This window comes from Methanobacterium formicicum, from assembly GCF_029848115.1.
GTDB lineage: Archaea > Methanobacteriota > Methanobacteria > Methanobacteriales > Methanobacteriaceae > Methanobacterium > Methanobacterium formicicum.
Genome location: NZ_JARVXG010000042.1, coordinates 41,098 through 55,000 on the forward strand (window position 1 = coordinate 41,098; position 13,903 = coordinate 55,000).

Annotated in this window: 13 protein-coding genes (1 of these 13 cut by a window edge); 10 read left to right on the top strand and 3 right to left on the bottom strand. The window is 40.2% G+C overall.

Annotated features, from left to right (window positions below; genetic code table 11):
* Positions 1 to 177: 177 nt before the first annotated feature.
* The 8 genes from QC759_RS04735 (at position 178) to QC759_RS04770 (ending at position 8,998) form a co-directional block, all read left to right on the top strand.
* On the top strand, positions 178 to 921 hold the full coding sequence (locus tag QC759_RS04735; RefSeq protein WP_052659982.1) for a hypothetical protein: 744 nt from the start codon (positions 178 to 180) through the stop codon (positions 919 to 921).
* 27 nt (positions 922 to 948) lie between these two features.
* A complete protein-coding gene (locus QC759_RS04740) occupies positions 949 to 1,947 on the top strand; it encodes a glycosyltransferase family 2 protein (protein WP_048073185.1) in 999 nt (332 codons plus the stop codon).
* Positions 1,948 to 1,985: 38 nt separating this feature from the next.
* Complete coding sequence (locus tag QC759_RS04745; protein WP_048073186.1) at positions 1,986 to 3,050, top strand: glycosyltransferase family 2 protein; 1,065 nt, start codon at positions 1,986 to 1,988, stop codon at positions 3,048 to 3,050.
* Between the two features lie 233 nt (positions 3,051 to 3,283).
* Complete coding sequence (locus tag QC759_RS04750; RefSeq protein WP_048073187.1) at positions 3,284 to 4,708, top strand: flippase; 1,425 nt, start codon at positions 3,284 to 3,286, stop codon at positions 4,706 to 4,708.
* On the top strand, positions 4,708 to 5,394 hold the full coding sequence (locus QC759_RS04755; RefSeq protein WP_279845166.1) for a class I SAM-dependent methyltransferase: 687 nt from the start codon (positions 4,708 to 4,710) through the stop codon (positions 5,392 to 5,394). Before QC759_RS04750 ends, QC759_RS04755 begins: the two co-directional genes overlap by 1 nt.
* Positions 5,391 to 6,518: a glycosyltransferase family 4 protein gene (locus tag QC759_RS04760; RefSeq protein WP_048073188.1), complete on the top strand. Its 1,128-nt coding sequence runs from the start codon at positions 5,391 to 5,393 to the stop codon at positions 6,516 to 6,518. The genes QC759_RS04755 and QC759_RS04760 overlap by 4 nt, the downstream gene beginning before the upstream one ends.
* A gap of 117 nt (positions 6,519 to 6,635) precedes the next feature.
* Complete coding sequence (locus QC759_RS04765; RefSeq protein WP_048073189.1) at positions 6,636 to 7,829, top strand: glycosyltransferase family 4 protein; 1,194 nt, start codon at positions 6,636 to 6,638, stop codon at positions 7,827 to 7,829.
* Positions 7,830 to 7,882: 53 nt separating this feature from the next.
* A complete protein-coding gene (locus QC759_RS04770; RefSeq protein ID WP_052659983.1) occupies positions 7,883 to 8,998 on the top strand; it encodes a glycosyltransferase family 2 protein in 1,116 nt (371 codons plus the stop codon).
* 155 nt (positions 8,999 to 9,153) lie between these two features.
* On the opposite strand, the gene QC759_RS04775 is transcribed toward QC759_RS04770, so the two are convergent.
* The 3 genes from QC759_RS04775 to QC759_RS04785 all read right to left on the bottom strand — a co-directional run bounded on the left by QC759_RS04775 (position 9,154) and on the right by QC759_RS04785 (position 11,107).
* Complete coding sequence (locus tag QC759_RS04775; RefSeq protein ID WP_048073190.1) at positions 9,154 to 9,561, bottom strand: DUF2304 domain-containing protein; 408 nt, start codon at positions 9,559 to 9,561, stop codon at positions 9,154 to 9,156.
* 92 nt (positions 9,562 to 9,653) lie between these two features.
* Positions 9,654 to 10,373 carry a glycosyltransferase family 2 protein gene (locus tag QC759_RS04780; RefSeq protein WP_144405534.1) on the bottom strand — a complete coding sequence of 240 codons (720 nt, stop codon included), beginning with the start codon at positions 10,371 to 10,373 and terminating at the stop codon, positions 9,654 to 9,656.
* 164 nt (positions 10,374 to 10,537) lie between these two features.
* Positions 10,538 to 11,107: a flavodoxin family protein gene (locus QC759_RS04785; RefSeq protein WP_048073191.1), complete on the bottom strand. Its 570-nt coding sequence runs from the start codon at positions 11,105 to 11,107 to the stop codon at positions 10,538 to 10,540.
* 365 nt (positions 11,108 to 11,472) lie between these two features.
* Here QC759_RS04785 and QC759_RS04790 point away from each other — a divergent pair, with 365 nt between their 5' ends.
* On the top strand, positions 11,473 to 12,708 hold the full coding sequence (locus QC759_RS04790; protein ID WP_052659984.1) for an MnmC family methyltransferase: 1,236 nt from the start codon (positions 11,473 to 11,475) through the stop codon (positions 12,706 to 12,708).
* Positions 12,709 to 12,933: 225 nt separating this feature from the next.
* Positions 12,934 to 13,903, top strand: partial view of a tRNA guanosine(15) transglycosylase TgtA gene (gene tgtA, locus QC759_RS04795; protein WP_048073192.1) — the beginning only. It continues 1,010 nt past the right edge of the window; only the first 970 of its 1,980 coding nucleotides appear in the window; the start codon lies at positions 12,934 to 12,936; its stop codon lies beyond the right edge, outside the window.

A 13,903-nucleotide genomic window follows, 5' to 3' on the forward strand; every position in this document is an offset into this window, starting at 1 on the left:
CCCTAATCAGGGATTATAATTAACATGTGAAGTATAAGAAGGGAGTTTAAGTGACAAGGGATTAAACAAGGGATTAAATCATTAACAGATAATTAAATAAATAATTTTTACAATAAATAATTTATTATTAGAATAAATAAGTTTTATTACCAGAAAATAATTTCAGGGGATTTTAAAATGACCTATTTAATCTGCGAAAGGTGCGGGGGATATTACCAGCTTAAAGAAGGAGAAAAGGTAGAAGATTTCAGTGATGAATGTGAATGTGGAGGGAAACTATTTTACACCGAAAGTTTACCTGAAAATAGAGAAGGGGAGATTTACCAGGATGATCCAACCGAAGATACCTTCTATACAGATGAATATTCGCAACAAGACCAGGTTGAAGTTGAACCCCCAATAAATAATCAGATTGACGGTGTAGGGCCGCAGACAGATTACCAGATTGAGGATATAGAACCACAGGCAGATAACCAGACTGAGGATATGGAACCACCAGAAAATATCCAAATTGAGGATATAAATGAGAGTATCACCCTCTCAGAACAAGATAAAAAACGAAAAGAGTATAAATATGCCCTGGAATTACAGGAGATACTGGATCTTAGGGGAAGTTATGTGATCAAAGAAGGGGTGGGAGGTCAATCCTTTAAAGTCGTTCCAGAAGGAATAGAAACCCACAACGGATTGTTCATTAAATTTACCGACATAATCAGTGTGGAAGATGTCAGCAAACCCCGTACCGTAGAGAAAAAATCTGGAATAGCTGGTTTAATCTCCTCTGGCCAGTCTCTCCTCAGCTCAACACGCCGGACTTTAAAACTCCGTTATTTTGAGGGGGAAATAGAATTCAAAGATGTTAAGAAAAACGATGCCAAAAGACTGGTGAGTTACATCAACCGACTAATCAGCAAAGAATAAACGAATCAAAAAAATATTTGGTGGTTTATGAGTTTTATAGACATCATCGTTGGGGTTAAAAACGAAGAAAAATACATTAAAAAATGTATCACCAGTCTGCAGAATCAAACCATTACAGATATCAACATCCTGGTTGTGGATGGTCTTTCCGTTGATAAAACACCCCATATTGTCCGTGAAATATCGGGAAAAGACCCCCGGGTAAAACTCCTTATAAACCCCCAGGAAGTGATAGGTTCAGCCCGTAACCTTGGACTGGAACATTCTAGTGCTGAATACGTTGCCTACCTCGACGGGCACTGCTACGTAGGTCAGGATTGGCTGGAAACCCTCTACAAATCATTAGAAAAATATCATAAACAGTGTAGATTGGCCGCAGTGGGGTCTACTTATTCTTCTCCACCGGATGACTCTTTCTTCGGTAAAACCATTGCCCTTGCCCAACAAACCATTTTTGGCGGGTTTGGCACGTCTTACACTTCCAGTCAAAAGGTGGTGCTGGTGGAAACCGTGGCCTTCGCTCTTTACCAGCGTTCCACACTGGAAAAAGAAAATGTAACCTATGATGAATCCATGACCCAGTGTGAAGACACGGATTTCAATTATCAACTGGTTAAAGCAGGTTATAAACTACTACGTCATCCCCAAGCACTGGTTTACCAGTACCGCCGCCCCAACTCCCGGGAGTTTTACCGGCAGATGGTTAACTACGGGGAAGGACGGGCCAAATTTGCACGAAAACATCCTGAAACCTTGAAATGGTATCATTTAATCCCCTTAATTTTTATCATTTATCCTGCCCTATTCTTAATAATTTTACTACTCTACCTAACTGGTTATTTAGGGATAAACATCCTCCTCCTGGTTTTAATCCCACTATTATTATATGTCTTCCTGGATATGGTTTACACCATGATGCTGGTGGTAAAGCTGGGTAACTGGAGGGGTATCTATTCCTTGCTGGTATTCCCCCTGGAACACTGGGGATACGGGTTAGGATTTTTAAAAGGCCTATTGAAAAGATGATTTATAATGTGTAGTGAACTCAGGAAGTGTAAATTATAATGAGTAATGAATCCCCCCGGGTTTCCATAATCATCTTAAACTGGAATGGATGGAAGGACACCCTGGAATGTTTAGAATCCATTTACCAGATTGATTACTCCAATTATGATGTGCTGGTGGTGGATAATGCCTCCCAGGATAACTCCCTGGAAAAAATTAAAAACTACGCACAGGGATTGGAAACAGTTGAATCAAGGTTAGTGGCTTACCGTTTTCAGAATAAACCACTCGAAGTTTTTGTATTTTCTGAAAAAGATTATTTCAATCTTTTGGGCACCGTTAAAGAAGATTTGGATCTTATTCCTTCAGATAAAAGGATCATAATTCTTAAAAATAACCAAAACCATGGTTATGCCCAGGGAAACAACCTTGCCATTGAATTCGCCCTTAAACACCTGGATCCAGATTACATTCTAATTTTAAATAACGACACTGTGGTTCATGAAGATTCTGTTAAGTGCATGGTCAACGCCGCCCAAAAAGATGAAAAAATTGGGGCAGTTACTCCCAAGGTATATTATTACGATTACCAGGGTAGGTCTGATGTTATAAGCCATGCTGGAGAAAAATTCAACCTGTACATAGGTCGAGGTAAACGATTCTGCAAGAACCAGGTGGACACAGGCCAATGTGACCAACCTCGAACTGTGGACACCATTGAGGGCTGTTCCCTACTCCTTAAAACCGAAGTGTTGCAGGAGGTGGGTCTCTTTGATCCAGTGTACTTCGCCTACTGGGAGGACACCGACCTCTGTTTCCGGATCCGAAAAGAGGGTTACCAACTTTCATACGTCCCTCAATCCAGAATATGGCATAAGATCGGTGTTTCTTGGGACAGTTATTTCAGCTACTTCGTGATATACCATTACCTGGTGCGCAACCGTTTGCTATTTATGTGGAGGTTTGCTTCACCACTCCAGAAAACTACCTTCACCGTGTTCTTCGGTTTTTACCTCTTAGCCAACATAGTATTGATACTCATTAAAGAGGACATGGAAACATCAAAAGAAGGATTAAAGGCCATGTATAGGGGAATAAAAGATTTCAATAAGATCAATCCTTAGAAACTTACATATTAACTTATAAACTTACACATTGGCCTATATCTGAAAAGATTCATTTGATTAAATAGATGAGTATATTTAATAATTGAAAGAAGGATATAGATTTAAAGGTAGTTAAAATAGATAAAATTACTGGTTAATTTACAGATATAATTTCATTACTCTACTCACAATTAATAAAACACATTAATAAAGCATGTATTACCATTAAATATATTAATTACCAGATTTTTATGAATTCCATTCAAAAAATAGCCAAAAACGTAGGAATTCTTTTCACCTCCCAAATTGTAAGTTACATCTTCACCTTCTTTGTGGTAATTTACACTGCCCGCTATCTGGGTGCTGAAAACTTTGGTATTTTATCACTGGCCCTTTCAATTTCGGCAATTGTTGGTGTCTCTGCTGATTTAGGCTTTAATTCATTAATTGTCCGGGAAGTAGCTCGAAACAAAAAATTAGAATCCAAATATGTGAGTAATGTCCTGTTAATTAAAATTTTACTGTTGTTCCTCACTTATGGAATTACTGCCATAATGGTGACGGTTTTAAATTATTCTGCTCTGGTGAAAACTGTAATTTATGTCATCACCCTGTACGTGGTGATAAATTCATTTTACGGCGTATTTAACTCGGTTTTCCAGGCCCACGAAAAAATGGAATACATTGCCGTAGGAACTGTACTCAGTGGACTAATACTGTTTGTGGGGACATTTATTGGACTGTATCTTCATTATAACCTTCTGTATTTTGCGGTGATCTATGTTGTTTCCAGCAGTCTGGTGTTTATTTACATTTTCCTGGCATACCTGCGGAAATTTTCACTACCAAAATTAAGTGATCTCGACTGGGAGTTTTCCTACCTTAACTTTAAAGAAGCCCTTTACTTTGGAATCACCGCATTCCTGGTGGCTATTTATTTTTACGTGTCTTCCATTCTTCTTTCTATTCTGGATGGTAACTACGCCGTGGGCATATTCAATGCCTCCTGGCGGTTAATTTCTGTTTTCCTATTTATACCCAATGCTGTAATATTGGCTTTGTTTCCAGTAATGTCTAGACACTTCCAATCATCAAAGGAGCTTCTGGAATTCGAATATAATAAAATTTTTAAATATTTATCCGTTATTTCTGTCTTTATCATGATTTACGGCTTTATATTTGCTAAGGAAATAATTGGTATCTGTTATGGTGCCGGTTATTCTGATTCAGTGGTTACCCTTCAGGTGGTGATCTTTGCCGTGCCGGTCATTTTTATCACCACTTTGTTCGGTAATCTTTTGGGAAGTGTGAATCAGCAGAGGTTTGTCACCATTGTGGCAGCAATTAATGCCGTGGCCAATATACTGTTGAATATTCTGTTAATTTCCCAGTTGAGCTACATTGGTGCTGCCTTAGTAACCATCTTCACGGAATCCATTGGATTTTTGCTGATGTTTTATTATATATCCAAGTACATATTCAAGATATCAATAGTAAGTAGCCTGAAGAGAATAATATTCATAGGTATTGTCACGGCCTTGGCAATGTACGTCTTAAAACTTCAGATTAACTGGGTTTTCTCTGCTGTAGTGGGATTCCTACTATTTGGGATACTTTTACTTAAGTTAAAGGTGATTTCCAGTGGGGATATAAAAATGTTCAAGGAAATTTTGTGATGAAAATGAGAATTAATGATGTGGTTAAAACTCAATTTGATTTTGGATGGAAGAAATGGGGTAAAAATGTTCCAGGTTATGCAGAACCAACCCTAAAACATCAAAAGGGAGATATACTTGACATAGGCTGTGCAACCTGTGAATTATACGTCTATCTCAAGAAAAACGGATGGAATGGTAATTACTATGGCATTGACATTAAAAGGTACCCTGGTTATGATTATCCTGATGGTGCCCACCTGATAATTGGAGATCCCATGGAAATGGAATTTCCCCCGGTTGACACCATTGTACTCTACAATATTCTGGAACATGTGGATGATCCCGTGGGTTTACTGGAAAAAGCCCTGGCCAGTTCTAAAAACGTGCTGATCAACGTACCCAAAAGGAATGAAGAACTATGGGAGTATGGGGTAGTAGAGTTTCACCAACTGGATAAAACCCATAGAAATTGCGGATTTTCCACGGAAGAGGTCTATAAATTGTGTGACATTGCTGGAGGTAGCCTAGTGGATTATGAAGAATTTATTGAAATTAAACCTACCTTTGGGCTGGCTTCCTGGAATAGTAATCTACCAAAATATGCCATGATCCTTTTAAACCGGATATCCTTCGCTATTTTGAATCTCTTTTTCTCATCACGAAAATTCTACAGTGACATCTGGTGTGAAGTAGTGAAAAAATGAAGATAGGAATACTATCCTGGATACTGGACCGGGAAAGGACGGGTATTGATAATTACCTCTACAACATTGTCCGGGAAATGATTATTAAGGATAAATCCCGTGACATAACCCTGATCCATTACCGGAAAACAGACAACCCCCTTTACCAGATGGTAAATGAGGTGGTTATTGGTTCTTTACCGGGAAATATGGAAAATCCAGTGAGCCTGTCCCGGGCTCTTAAAAGAGAGGAAATCGATGTGTTGCATTTACCCTCCCATATGGCACTCCAGGTTAACCCTTTTTTCGTAAGTTCCCAAGTGAAAAAGGTTTTAACCATCCACGATCTTATTCCATTTTTCTTCAAGGACAAGCTCCCTTTTTTCTATAAATTCTGGGCACCCTCATTGAAGCTAATCAAGAACAGACCCCACTGTATAATCACCGACTCACAAAACACACGTAATGACCTCATAAACCATCTCCAGATACCTGAAGAAAAGATAAAAGTCATTCCCCTGGCTCCTAATAAAGATTACACTTTTATGGAGGACAAAGCTCCAGTAAAAGACGAAATACTGGCTAAGTATGGGATATCTTCCCCCTTCATCCTTTACGTGGGGACGGTTGAATTACGTAAAAATATCCCCCTTATCATTAAATCCTTTTATAAGCTCTTAAAGAGTGGAGTGGAGTGTAAATTGGTATTGATTGGAAAATTAGGTTATGGATTTCCTGAAATATCTCAAACTGTAGAGACACTGGGACTGGGGGATCAGGTTCTGTTCATGGGTTATGTTCCTGATGAGGATCTGGTTAAATTCTACAATGCTGCCGATTTATTCGTCTTCCCCTCACTATACGAAGGATTTGGACTACCTCCCCTGGAAGCCATGGCCTGTGGATGTCCACTAATATCATCAAACACCTCTTCCCTACCCGAAGTAGTGGGGGATGCGGGAATCACTCTGGATCCAGAGGACTGTGAAGGGTTCACCAAAGCCATGTACCAGGTAATGACCAGTCCCGGTCTCCAGGAGGAAATGAGTCAGCAAAGTCTGGAAAGGGCTAAATTATTTTCCTGGAAAAAAACTGCCGAGGAAACCTGGAAAGTATACCAGGAAGTCCATAAAGAGGGTTATTAAATAAAGAATGAATTCCCTAAATAAAGAAATGGATTCCCCTTTAAGTTAAAATTGAACCATTTAAGTTAAAATTGAAGATGGATTAAAAAATTCAATAAAGCTGAAGGTTTAGTAATCATGAAAATAGCTGTATTTCATAACCTGCCCACGGGAGGGGCCAAGAGGGCACTGTACAACAGTGTTGAATTCCTGTCCCGGGATCATCAGGTTGATGTTTTTGTTCCTTCCCTGGCTGATGAAGATTATCTATCCTTGAAGGATGTAGCCCATGGTTTTCGCATTTATCCCGTGAAAAATACCCTCCCTGGTTTTTTATACTCGACCCTGAAGTACTTCCCCTCCAAAATTTCCATCAGGGACCTGGAAAAAACCCAGAAACAAATGGCCCAGGAGGTTAACCGCAGGGACTATGATGTGGTTCTCTGTGAGCAGGATAAATACACCATGGCTCCCTTCTTTTTGAAATACCTTAAAAAACCACATGTTTATTTTTGCCAGCAACCCGTACATTCCCAGGGTAAGATTTCCCAGATACTGTACAATGAGGCGGGCATAAAAACCTCCTTTAACGTCGAAGCCCTGCGTTTTAGACTTTTCATGAATCGTATGATTAACCTGGACCAAAAATTGACCAGTCACTCACACTACACTGTGGTAAATTCCTATTTTTCCCATGAAACCGTATTAAGAAGTTACGGAGTAAATGCCCTGGTTTCTTACCTGGGAGTGGATACCAGTCAGTTCCGGCCAATGGATATTCCCCGTGAAAACTTCATCCTCTCTGTAGGCCGTTGCATACCAGAAAAAGGCTTTGATTTTATTATAAAATCCCTGGGAAAAATTGATGAAAAAACACGCCCGGAACTGGTTCTTATCTCTGACTTGGTAAATATATACTGGAAAAATTATCTGGAAAACCTGGCCCACCAGTTAAATGTTAAATTGAAGATTTTGGTTCTGGTAACTGATGAAGAACTGGTGGAACTTTATAATAAGGCTCAACTTGTTGTTTATGCACCTTATCTTGAACCCTTTGGCCTGGTTCCCCTGGAAGCCATGAGTTGCCGCACCCCAGTGATAGGAGTAAAGGAGGGAGGTGTAAGGGAAACCATCCAACATCAGGAGACAGGAATACTCACCGATAGGGATGAAGTATCGTTCTCCCAGGTAGTTACCGAACTGCTGCTTGATCAAGATAAAAGGGAAAAACTGGCCACACAATCTTATAAGAACATCCAGAAATTCTGGACACTGGAATGTTCTGGAAAAAGATTATTAAATCATTTAGAGCGTACAGTTGATTTATATTAAGTTCAAGCCATATTATCCATGTTAACATGTTAGATTAAGGCCCTGGTTTGAATATGAAAAATAAAGACCATGATCTGGAGACAACTCACCGTGTTTCCATAGTGATTATAAATTGGAATAACTGGATGGACACCCTGGAATGTTTAAAATCACTATTAAATATTAACAACTCCGTATTCCAGATTGTTCTGGTGGATAACAATTCCACTGATGACTCCATCACTCAGATCCGGGATTTTGCCCGACAAATACCCCTGGAAATTGCTGAATTTAGAGAAGGTGAATTAGAAAACCCTCGATCTAAAAATGATTTGCAGGAGAAACTGGTACTGATCAAGAATAATATTAATCATGGTTTTGCAGCTGGAAACAATATTGGGGTGCACTTTGCCTTGCAATATCTTAACCCGGATTATGTCTTACTTTTAAATAACGATACCATTACCCATGAAAATTTCCTGGATGAATTGCTTAGGGTGGCCTGCCGAAATGATAGAGTGGGAAGTATACAACCGGTTCTGCTAAATTATGATGCATCAGCCATTGATTCCCTGGGCCAGGAGTGCTACTGGTGGGGTGCTGAGGATATCTGCATGGGACAGCCCCTTAACCACATTGAAAAGGGAATATTCAGTGATGGGGAAATATTCGGGTCCTGTGCAGCAGCCGCCCTCTATCCCTGCGAAGTTTTAAGGGAAACTGGACTGTTTGATGGGGATTTCTTTGTGGAACTGGAAGACGTAGATCTTTCCTGGAGGATCCGTTTATCTGGTTATAACTCATTTTTAGCCGGAAAAGCATTGGTTTATCATAAACGCGGTGTTTCTGGTACTCTGTCATCCAGGGATATAATTAAAGGGGTGAAGGATGAGTCCATGGTACATAAATGGCACCGTCAGAGTAGAAACTGGCTAATAATTGTCACCCGTTACTACCCTAAATCAATCATAGCCAAGGCAATATTCAGATATCCTCATAAAGTGCTTTTCACCCTTTTCAGGTTAATCTATTCGTCTATTATACTGGGAAAAATTAGAAAAACCGGTAAAATTTTACACAAAAATTTAAAAGTCCGCAAGAAAGTTAAAAAAAATAGATTTTGGAGTCAAATTTGGCAGAAATGGCTTAAAAGTAGTCCCACAACATGTGGAAATGTGAATGATGGATAGTCAAATCTTTTCATGCAATTGGATTCCATTTCACAAACAATTCCTTTATATTGGGGCTTTCCAGTAACCGTATATAACTTTCAGTGACAAGTGAACAGGATGAGGATGAAACTAAGGGTAACCCCTTAAATCCCAGGAGATTGGTTATGGTTTCATCAGTTCTTGTGTGAATCTATATTATTTTCTTCTGTTTCAGAATCCTTATCCTTTGGAGGGGTTTTTCTCTCAAAATCTGAGGATTGGCCTTTTTCTAGTGCTATTTCCTGTACTAAATGGGTTATTTCTTCCTCAACATTTTCGATCATGTTGTATATTTTGAATATAAAATAATAACAGCCAATTAACCCAATTATAAGTATTAAATCAAGTCCCCGACCAATTCCAGTGGCTCTGGCCAGTAATGAACTGGTATCCGGATTAACCGAGAAAATGATCAGCAGTATCCACACTGCACTCCACACCAGGAGCATATTGAGGGACATTTTCCCACTTTTGAATCTTAAAAAGGTGACTATTATACCAATTATCCCGATTAACACTCCAATATACTGATATAATATCATTGACACAACCTCCAATTGGTTCCTGAATTGTTATTAATGTTCTTGAAATATTCTTAAAATACACTTTCTTAAATTATACTTGAAAATATTCCTTACTTGAAAATATTCCTGATTAATTTGGCCAGTATTTTAAGTCCTACCTTGGTGTTGGTTCCCTTGGAGAGGGAGTAATCAGTGTAAATGGTGGTAATGGGTACTTCTACCAGTCGCAATTTTTTACGCTGCACTTCTCCAATGATCTCTGAGGAAATACCGTAATCACGGGAGTGAAGTTCCATTGACCCTGCTGCTTCGTTGCTGAATGCACGCAGACCTGATTGGGAGTCTTCAACATCCCTACCATAAAAGAGGAGGGTTATTAAATTCATCACCACATTCCCAAACTTCTTACGAAAGGGCATTTCTTGAAAGTTCCTCTTCCCAATCACCACATCGGCCTCACCATTGATCAGGGGCAGACATAGGGGGATGATATCCGGGGAGTGGTGCTGACCATCGGCATCGAAGGTTACGATTATATCTGCATTGTGTGATAGGGCGGCCTTAATACCGGTTCGCAGAGCACCACCCAATCCCCGGTTTATAGGATGCCGGTAAAGACTTACCTGGGAGGGATATCTTTTTACGAAACCACTGGCGACCCAATAGGTGTTGTCGGTGGAACCATCATCAACCACCATCAGATTAACACCAAGATCAACCAGTTCCCCCATAACGCCATCTAAGGTTTTCTCCTCATTGTAAGCAGGTAAAATGACGTATATGCCTTTTTGCTGCTGGAATAAATCTACCGTGGCTTCAATACTATTCAATATGATTTCTCCTCGGGTTAAATGACTGCTATAATGGTTTTAAAGTCTTAATCAGTTTCTATGCTTTTTTAAATCAATTTCTATGCTTCTTAATTTAATATTCAATTCAACTGATAAAGCAGGATATCTCGAGATATTTCACAACCAACCCAATTTTTTTGACATTAACTGAGTTTTATTGCCAGTTCAGCCACTCTTTTACCCAGATTCTGTGAGGTTTGCAATCCAATCTCATCCTCAGCAGTGGCTCCCACACCAGTTCCACCGTAGTGGGCCATAGGGGCCCCATCACCAACAACTATGGCATCCTGGATGAGTAAAAACTCATGAATAGCAGCAATCGTGGTTTCCTGACCACCATTACGGGATCCTCCAGTAGCTATGGCTCCACCAACCTTATTTTTAAGTTTAAAATCCATCCGCAGTGGTCTGGAGCGGTCCATTAACATTTTAAGTTGTGAAGTTACATTGCCAAAGTATACCGGGCTTCCAATGATAAAACCATCGGCTTTCACCATTTTTTCCAGTATTTCTCCCATATCATCGTATATGGCACATTCACCAGTGGCTTTGCATATATCACAAGCCACACAGGGCTCAATTTCGGCACTTCCCAATCTCACCAGTTCTATCTCTGCTCCTACATCACCGGCGGCCTTTAAAGCTTCTTTTATCAGGTTTTCAGTGTTACCTTCTTTACGGGGACTTCCAACTATTCCCATGATTCTAACCAATTGAACATCCTCCCAATATAAATTCAGGATTTTTAAAAATTTCTTTGACAAAAAAATTTTTACCTTTTTGATAATTGAATCTTATTATCCTAATCGTTTGATAAATCCATGTCATTCATATTAATGATTCTATATTAAAAATAGTATCCTCAATTTTAAGTAGTTGTATGCTTAGAGTATACCTTAACTTTTTCCGGGGATGATTATGGTTAAGCCCGAGATAAAGTGATTTTCAAAGAAAGACCTTCTTAAACTGTTAATCTTAAGTTTTACATTGATTTAAAAATAATTATAATATTATTTTAGGAATCATATTTTAGGAATCATTAAAATTGCATTTTTTAAAAAGCTAGGGAGTTAGTTCAATGACAAATATTAAAAATAATCATTATACTCCTTTAATCCCTGAAGAAGCGGCTATGGCTCTGGTAAGAGAATGGTCCCTGAGAGAAAGGAATGGGGATAAAAATGCCCGCCAGTGGGCGGCCCAGGAGTTGAATGCTTTCCTGGTGGAAACTGCCGACGGCACTTACACTTTAAAATCACAGATAAAGGATGATTCATCGGAAACCATGCACACCACCCATGGTGCACTCCGGGAAGCCCGTGAAAAATTCGCAGAACCATCCCAGTTAAGGGGAAGGAAGAATATTGCTATTCTGGATATCTGCAGTGGACTGGGAGTCAATGCAGCCGCAGCACTGGAGAACTTAAAAGATCCCATCCAAGGTTGGAAGATGGAACACTTGGTCCTGGATATGGTGGAAATATCTTGGGAAACCCTGGCCGCCACTTTAATAATCCCCAGAATCTCTGAATATCATGATATTATCAGGAAAGCCGTAGAAAATTACCTGGTAGAACATGGTCTGCTCGCATTTTCCTGGGAAGAAAAAGAAATACCGCTTTCTGTGGATATTCAGGTGCACTGTAAGGATGCCCGGAAATTGGTGGCTGAAATTCCAGAAAACACGGAGTACGATGCTGTATTTCTGGATCCCTTCAGCCCGGCCAGATCACCCGAGCTTTACACCAATGAATTCCTTTCTAAACTTGCAAATTTACTGAAAAACGATGGTGTTATTTTAACCTATACCTCTGCCGCCCCGGTGCGTTACGCACTTCTAAACGCAGGACTGGAAATAGGTGAAGGTCCAGTTCTGGGGAGAAGTGGTGGAACCATAGCTTCACCTTCCAGGGATAGGATAACCAAACCCCTGAAAGCTGCTGATGAACGTATGGTGGCCCTTTCTGATGCCGGGATACCCTACAGAGATCCTGATTTAAACGCTTTAACTGAGGACATACTGAATAACCGGCACAAAGAGAGAATGGAAGTAAGAGGTGAGTCTAAATTGGCTTCTACCGTTAAAACTCCGGTATATCTGGTCAGTGATATGGGTTATGAGCGCCAGAAACGGCGGGTGCTTAAACATTTGCAGAAATTTAATATTAATAGTTTAAATGACTCTAAAGCACGGTTCCTGGTCTGCCCCCAGTTTCCACAGTGCATATGCCATTGTCATCAGGAACGGCCAGCAACATCAAGGGGAAGAATCAAAGAAATGGAAAAGAGAATGGAGATTATATCCCATCTATGAAAAATTTAAGGGAATAAAATAAACTGTCCCTTTAATAACCCTCTCTAATGGTAATTCCTACAGTAAATATGGGTTTTATTAAGGATAAGGAATATAATCTAAGATTAACCATACCAAAATCATTAAAACATTAAACTTAAATTATTAACAATCTCTTTATGTAATTTTTCAGATTATGAGTTTCGTTTTATAAAGATTCTAAAGATTTTACGAAAGGTGAAGAATTTGAACTTTGAGATAAAGTATAAAGATGGCCGGGGAAGAGTGGGAATCCTTAAAACTCCCCATGGAACTATAAAAACCCCTGCCTTGATGCCAGTCATACATCCGGGAAAACAGACCATCCAGGTTGCTGATTACGGAGCGGAGGTAGTGATCACCAATGCTTACCTCATTTATAAAAATGAGGAACTGCGGGAAAAAGCCCTGCAAGACGGGGTTCATGAACTAATAAACTTCCCGGGACCCATTATCACTGATTCTGGATCATTCCAGCTCTCCCTGTATGGGGATGTGGAGGTATCCAACCAGGAAATAGTGGAGTTTCAGGAAAAGATCGGGACGGATATTGGAACCTCTCTGGACCTACCCACACCTCCCTCGGTTAAAAGGGAACGTGCTGAAAAAGAGCTTAAAATCACCCTCCAGAGAGCCCAGGAAGCATTGGAAGTCAGAAAGGAACTCATGTTAAACTCAGTGGTCCAGGGATCCACCTTCCCTGACCTGCGCAGTGAATGTGCCCAAGCACTGGGAGAAATGGACTTCCAGGTACACCCCATCGGGGCAGTGGTACCACTCATGGAATCTTACCGTTACCATGAACTGGTGGATGTGGTCATGTCCTCGGTGAGTTATCTGCCTGATTCTCGGCCCCGCCACCTTATGGGTGCCGGTCACCCCATGTTATTTTCCCTGGCAGTGGCCATGGGCTGTGATCTTTTTGATTCTGCAGCATACATCCTCTATGCCGAGGCAGACCGGCTACTAATGCCTAACGGAACCTTGAAACTGGAGAACCTCTATGAAATGCCCTGTTCCTGTGAAGTGTGCACCAACTACACTCCAGATGAACTGAGGGGAATGGAAAAGGAAAAGAGGAGGGATCTCCTTGCAATTCACAATTTAAGGGTGAGTTTTGCGGAGATAAGGATGATACACCAGGCCATAATTGAGGGAAGCCTGTGGGAACTGGTTG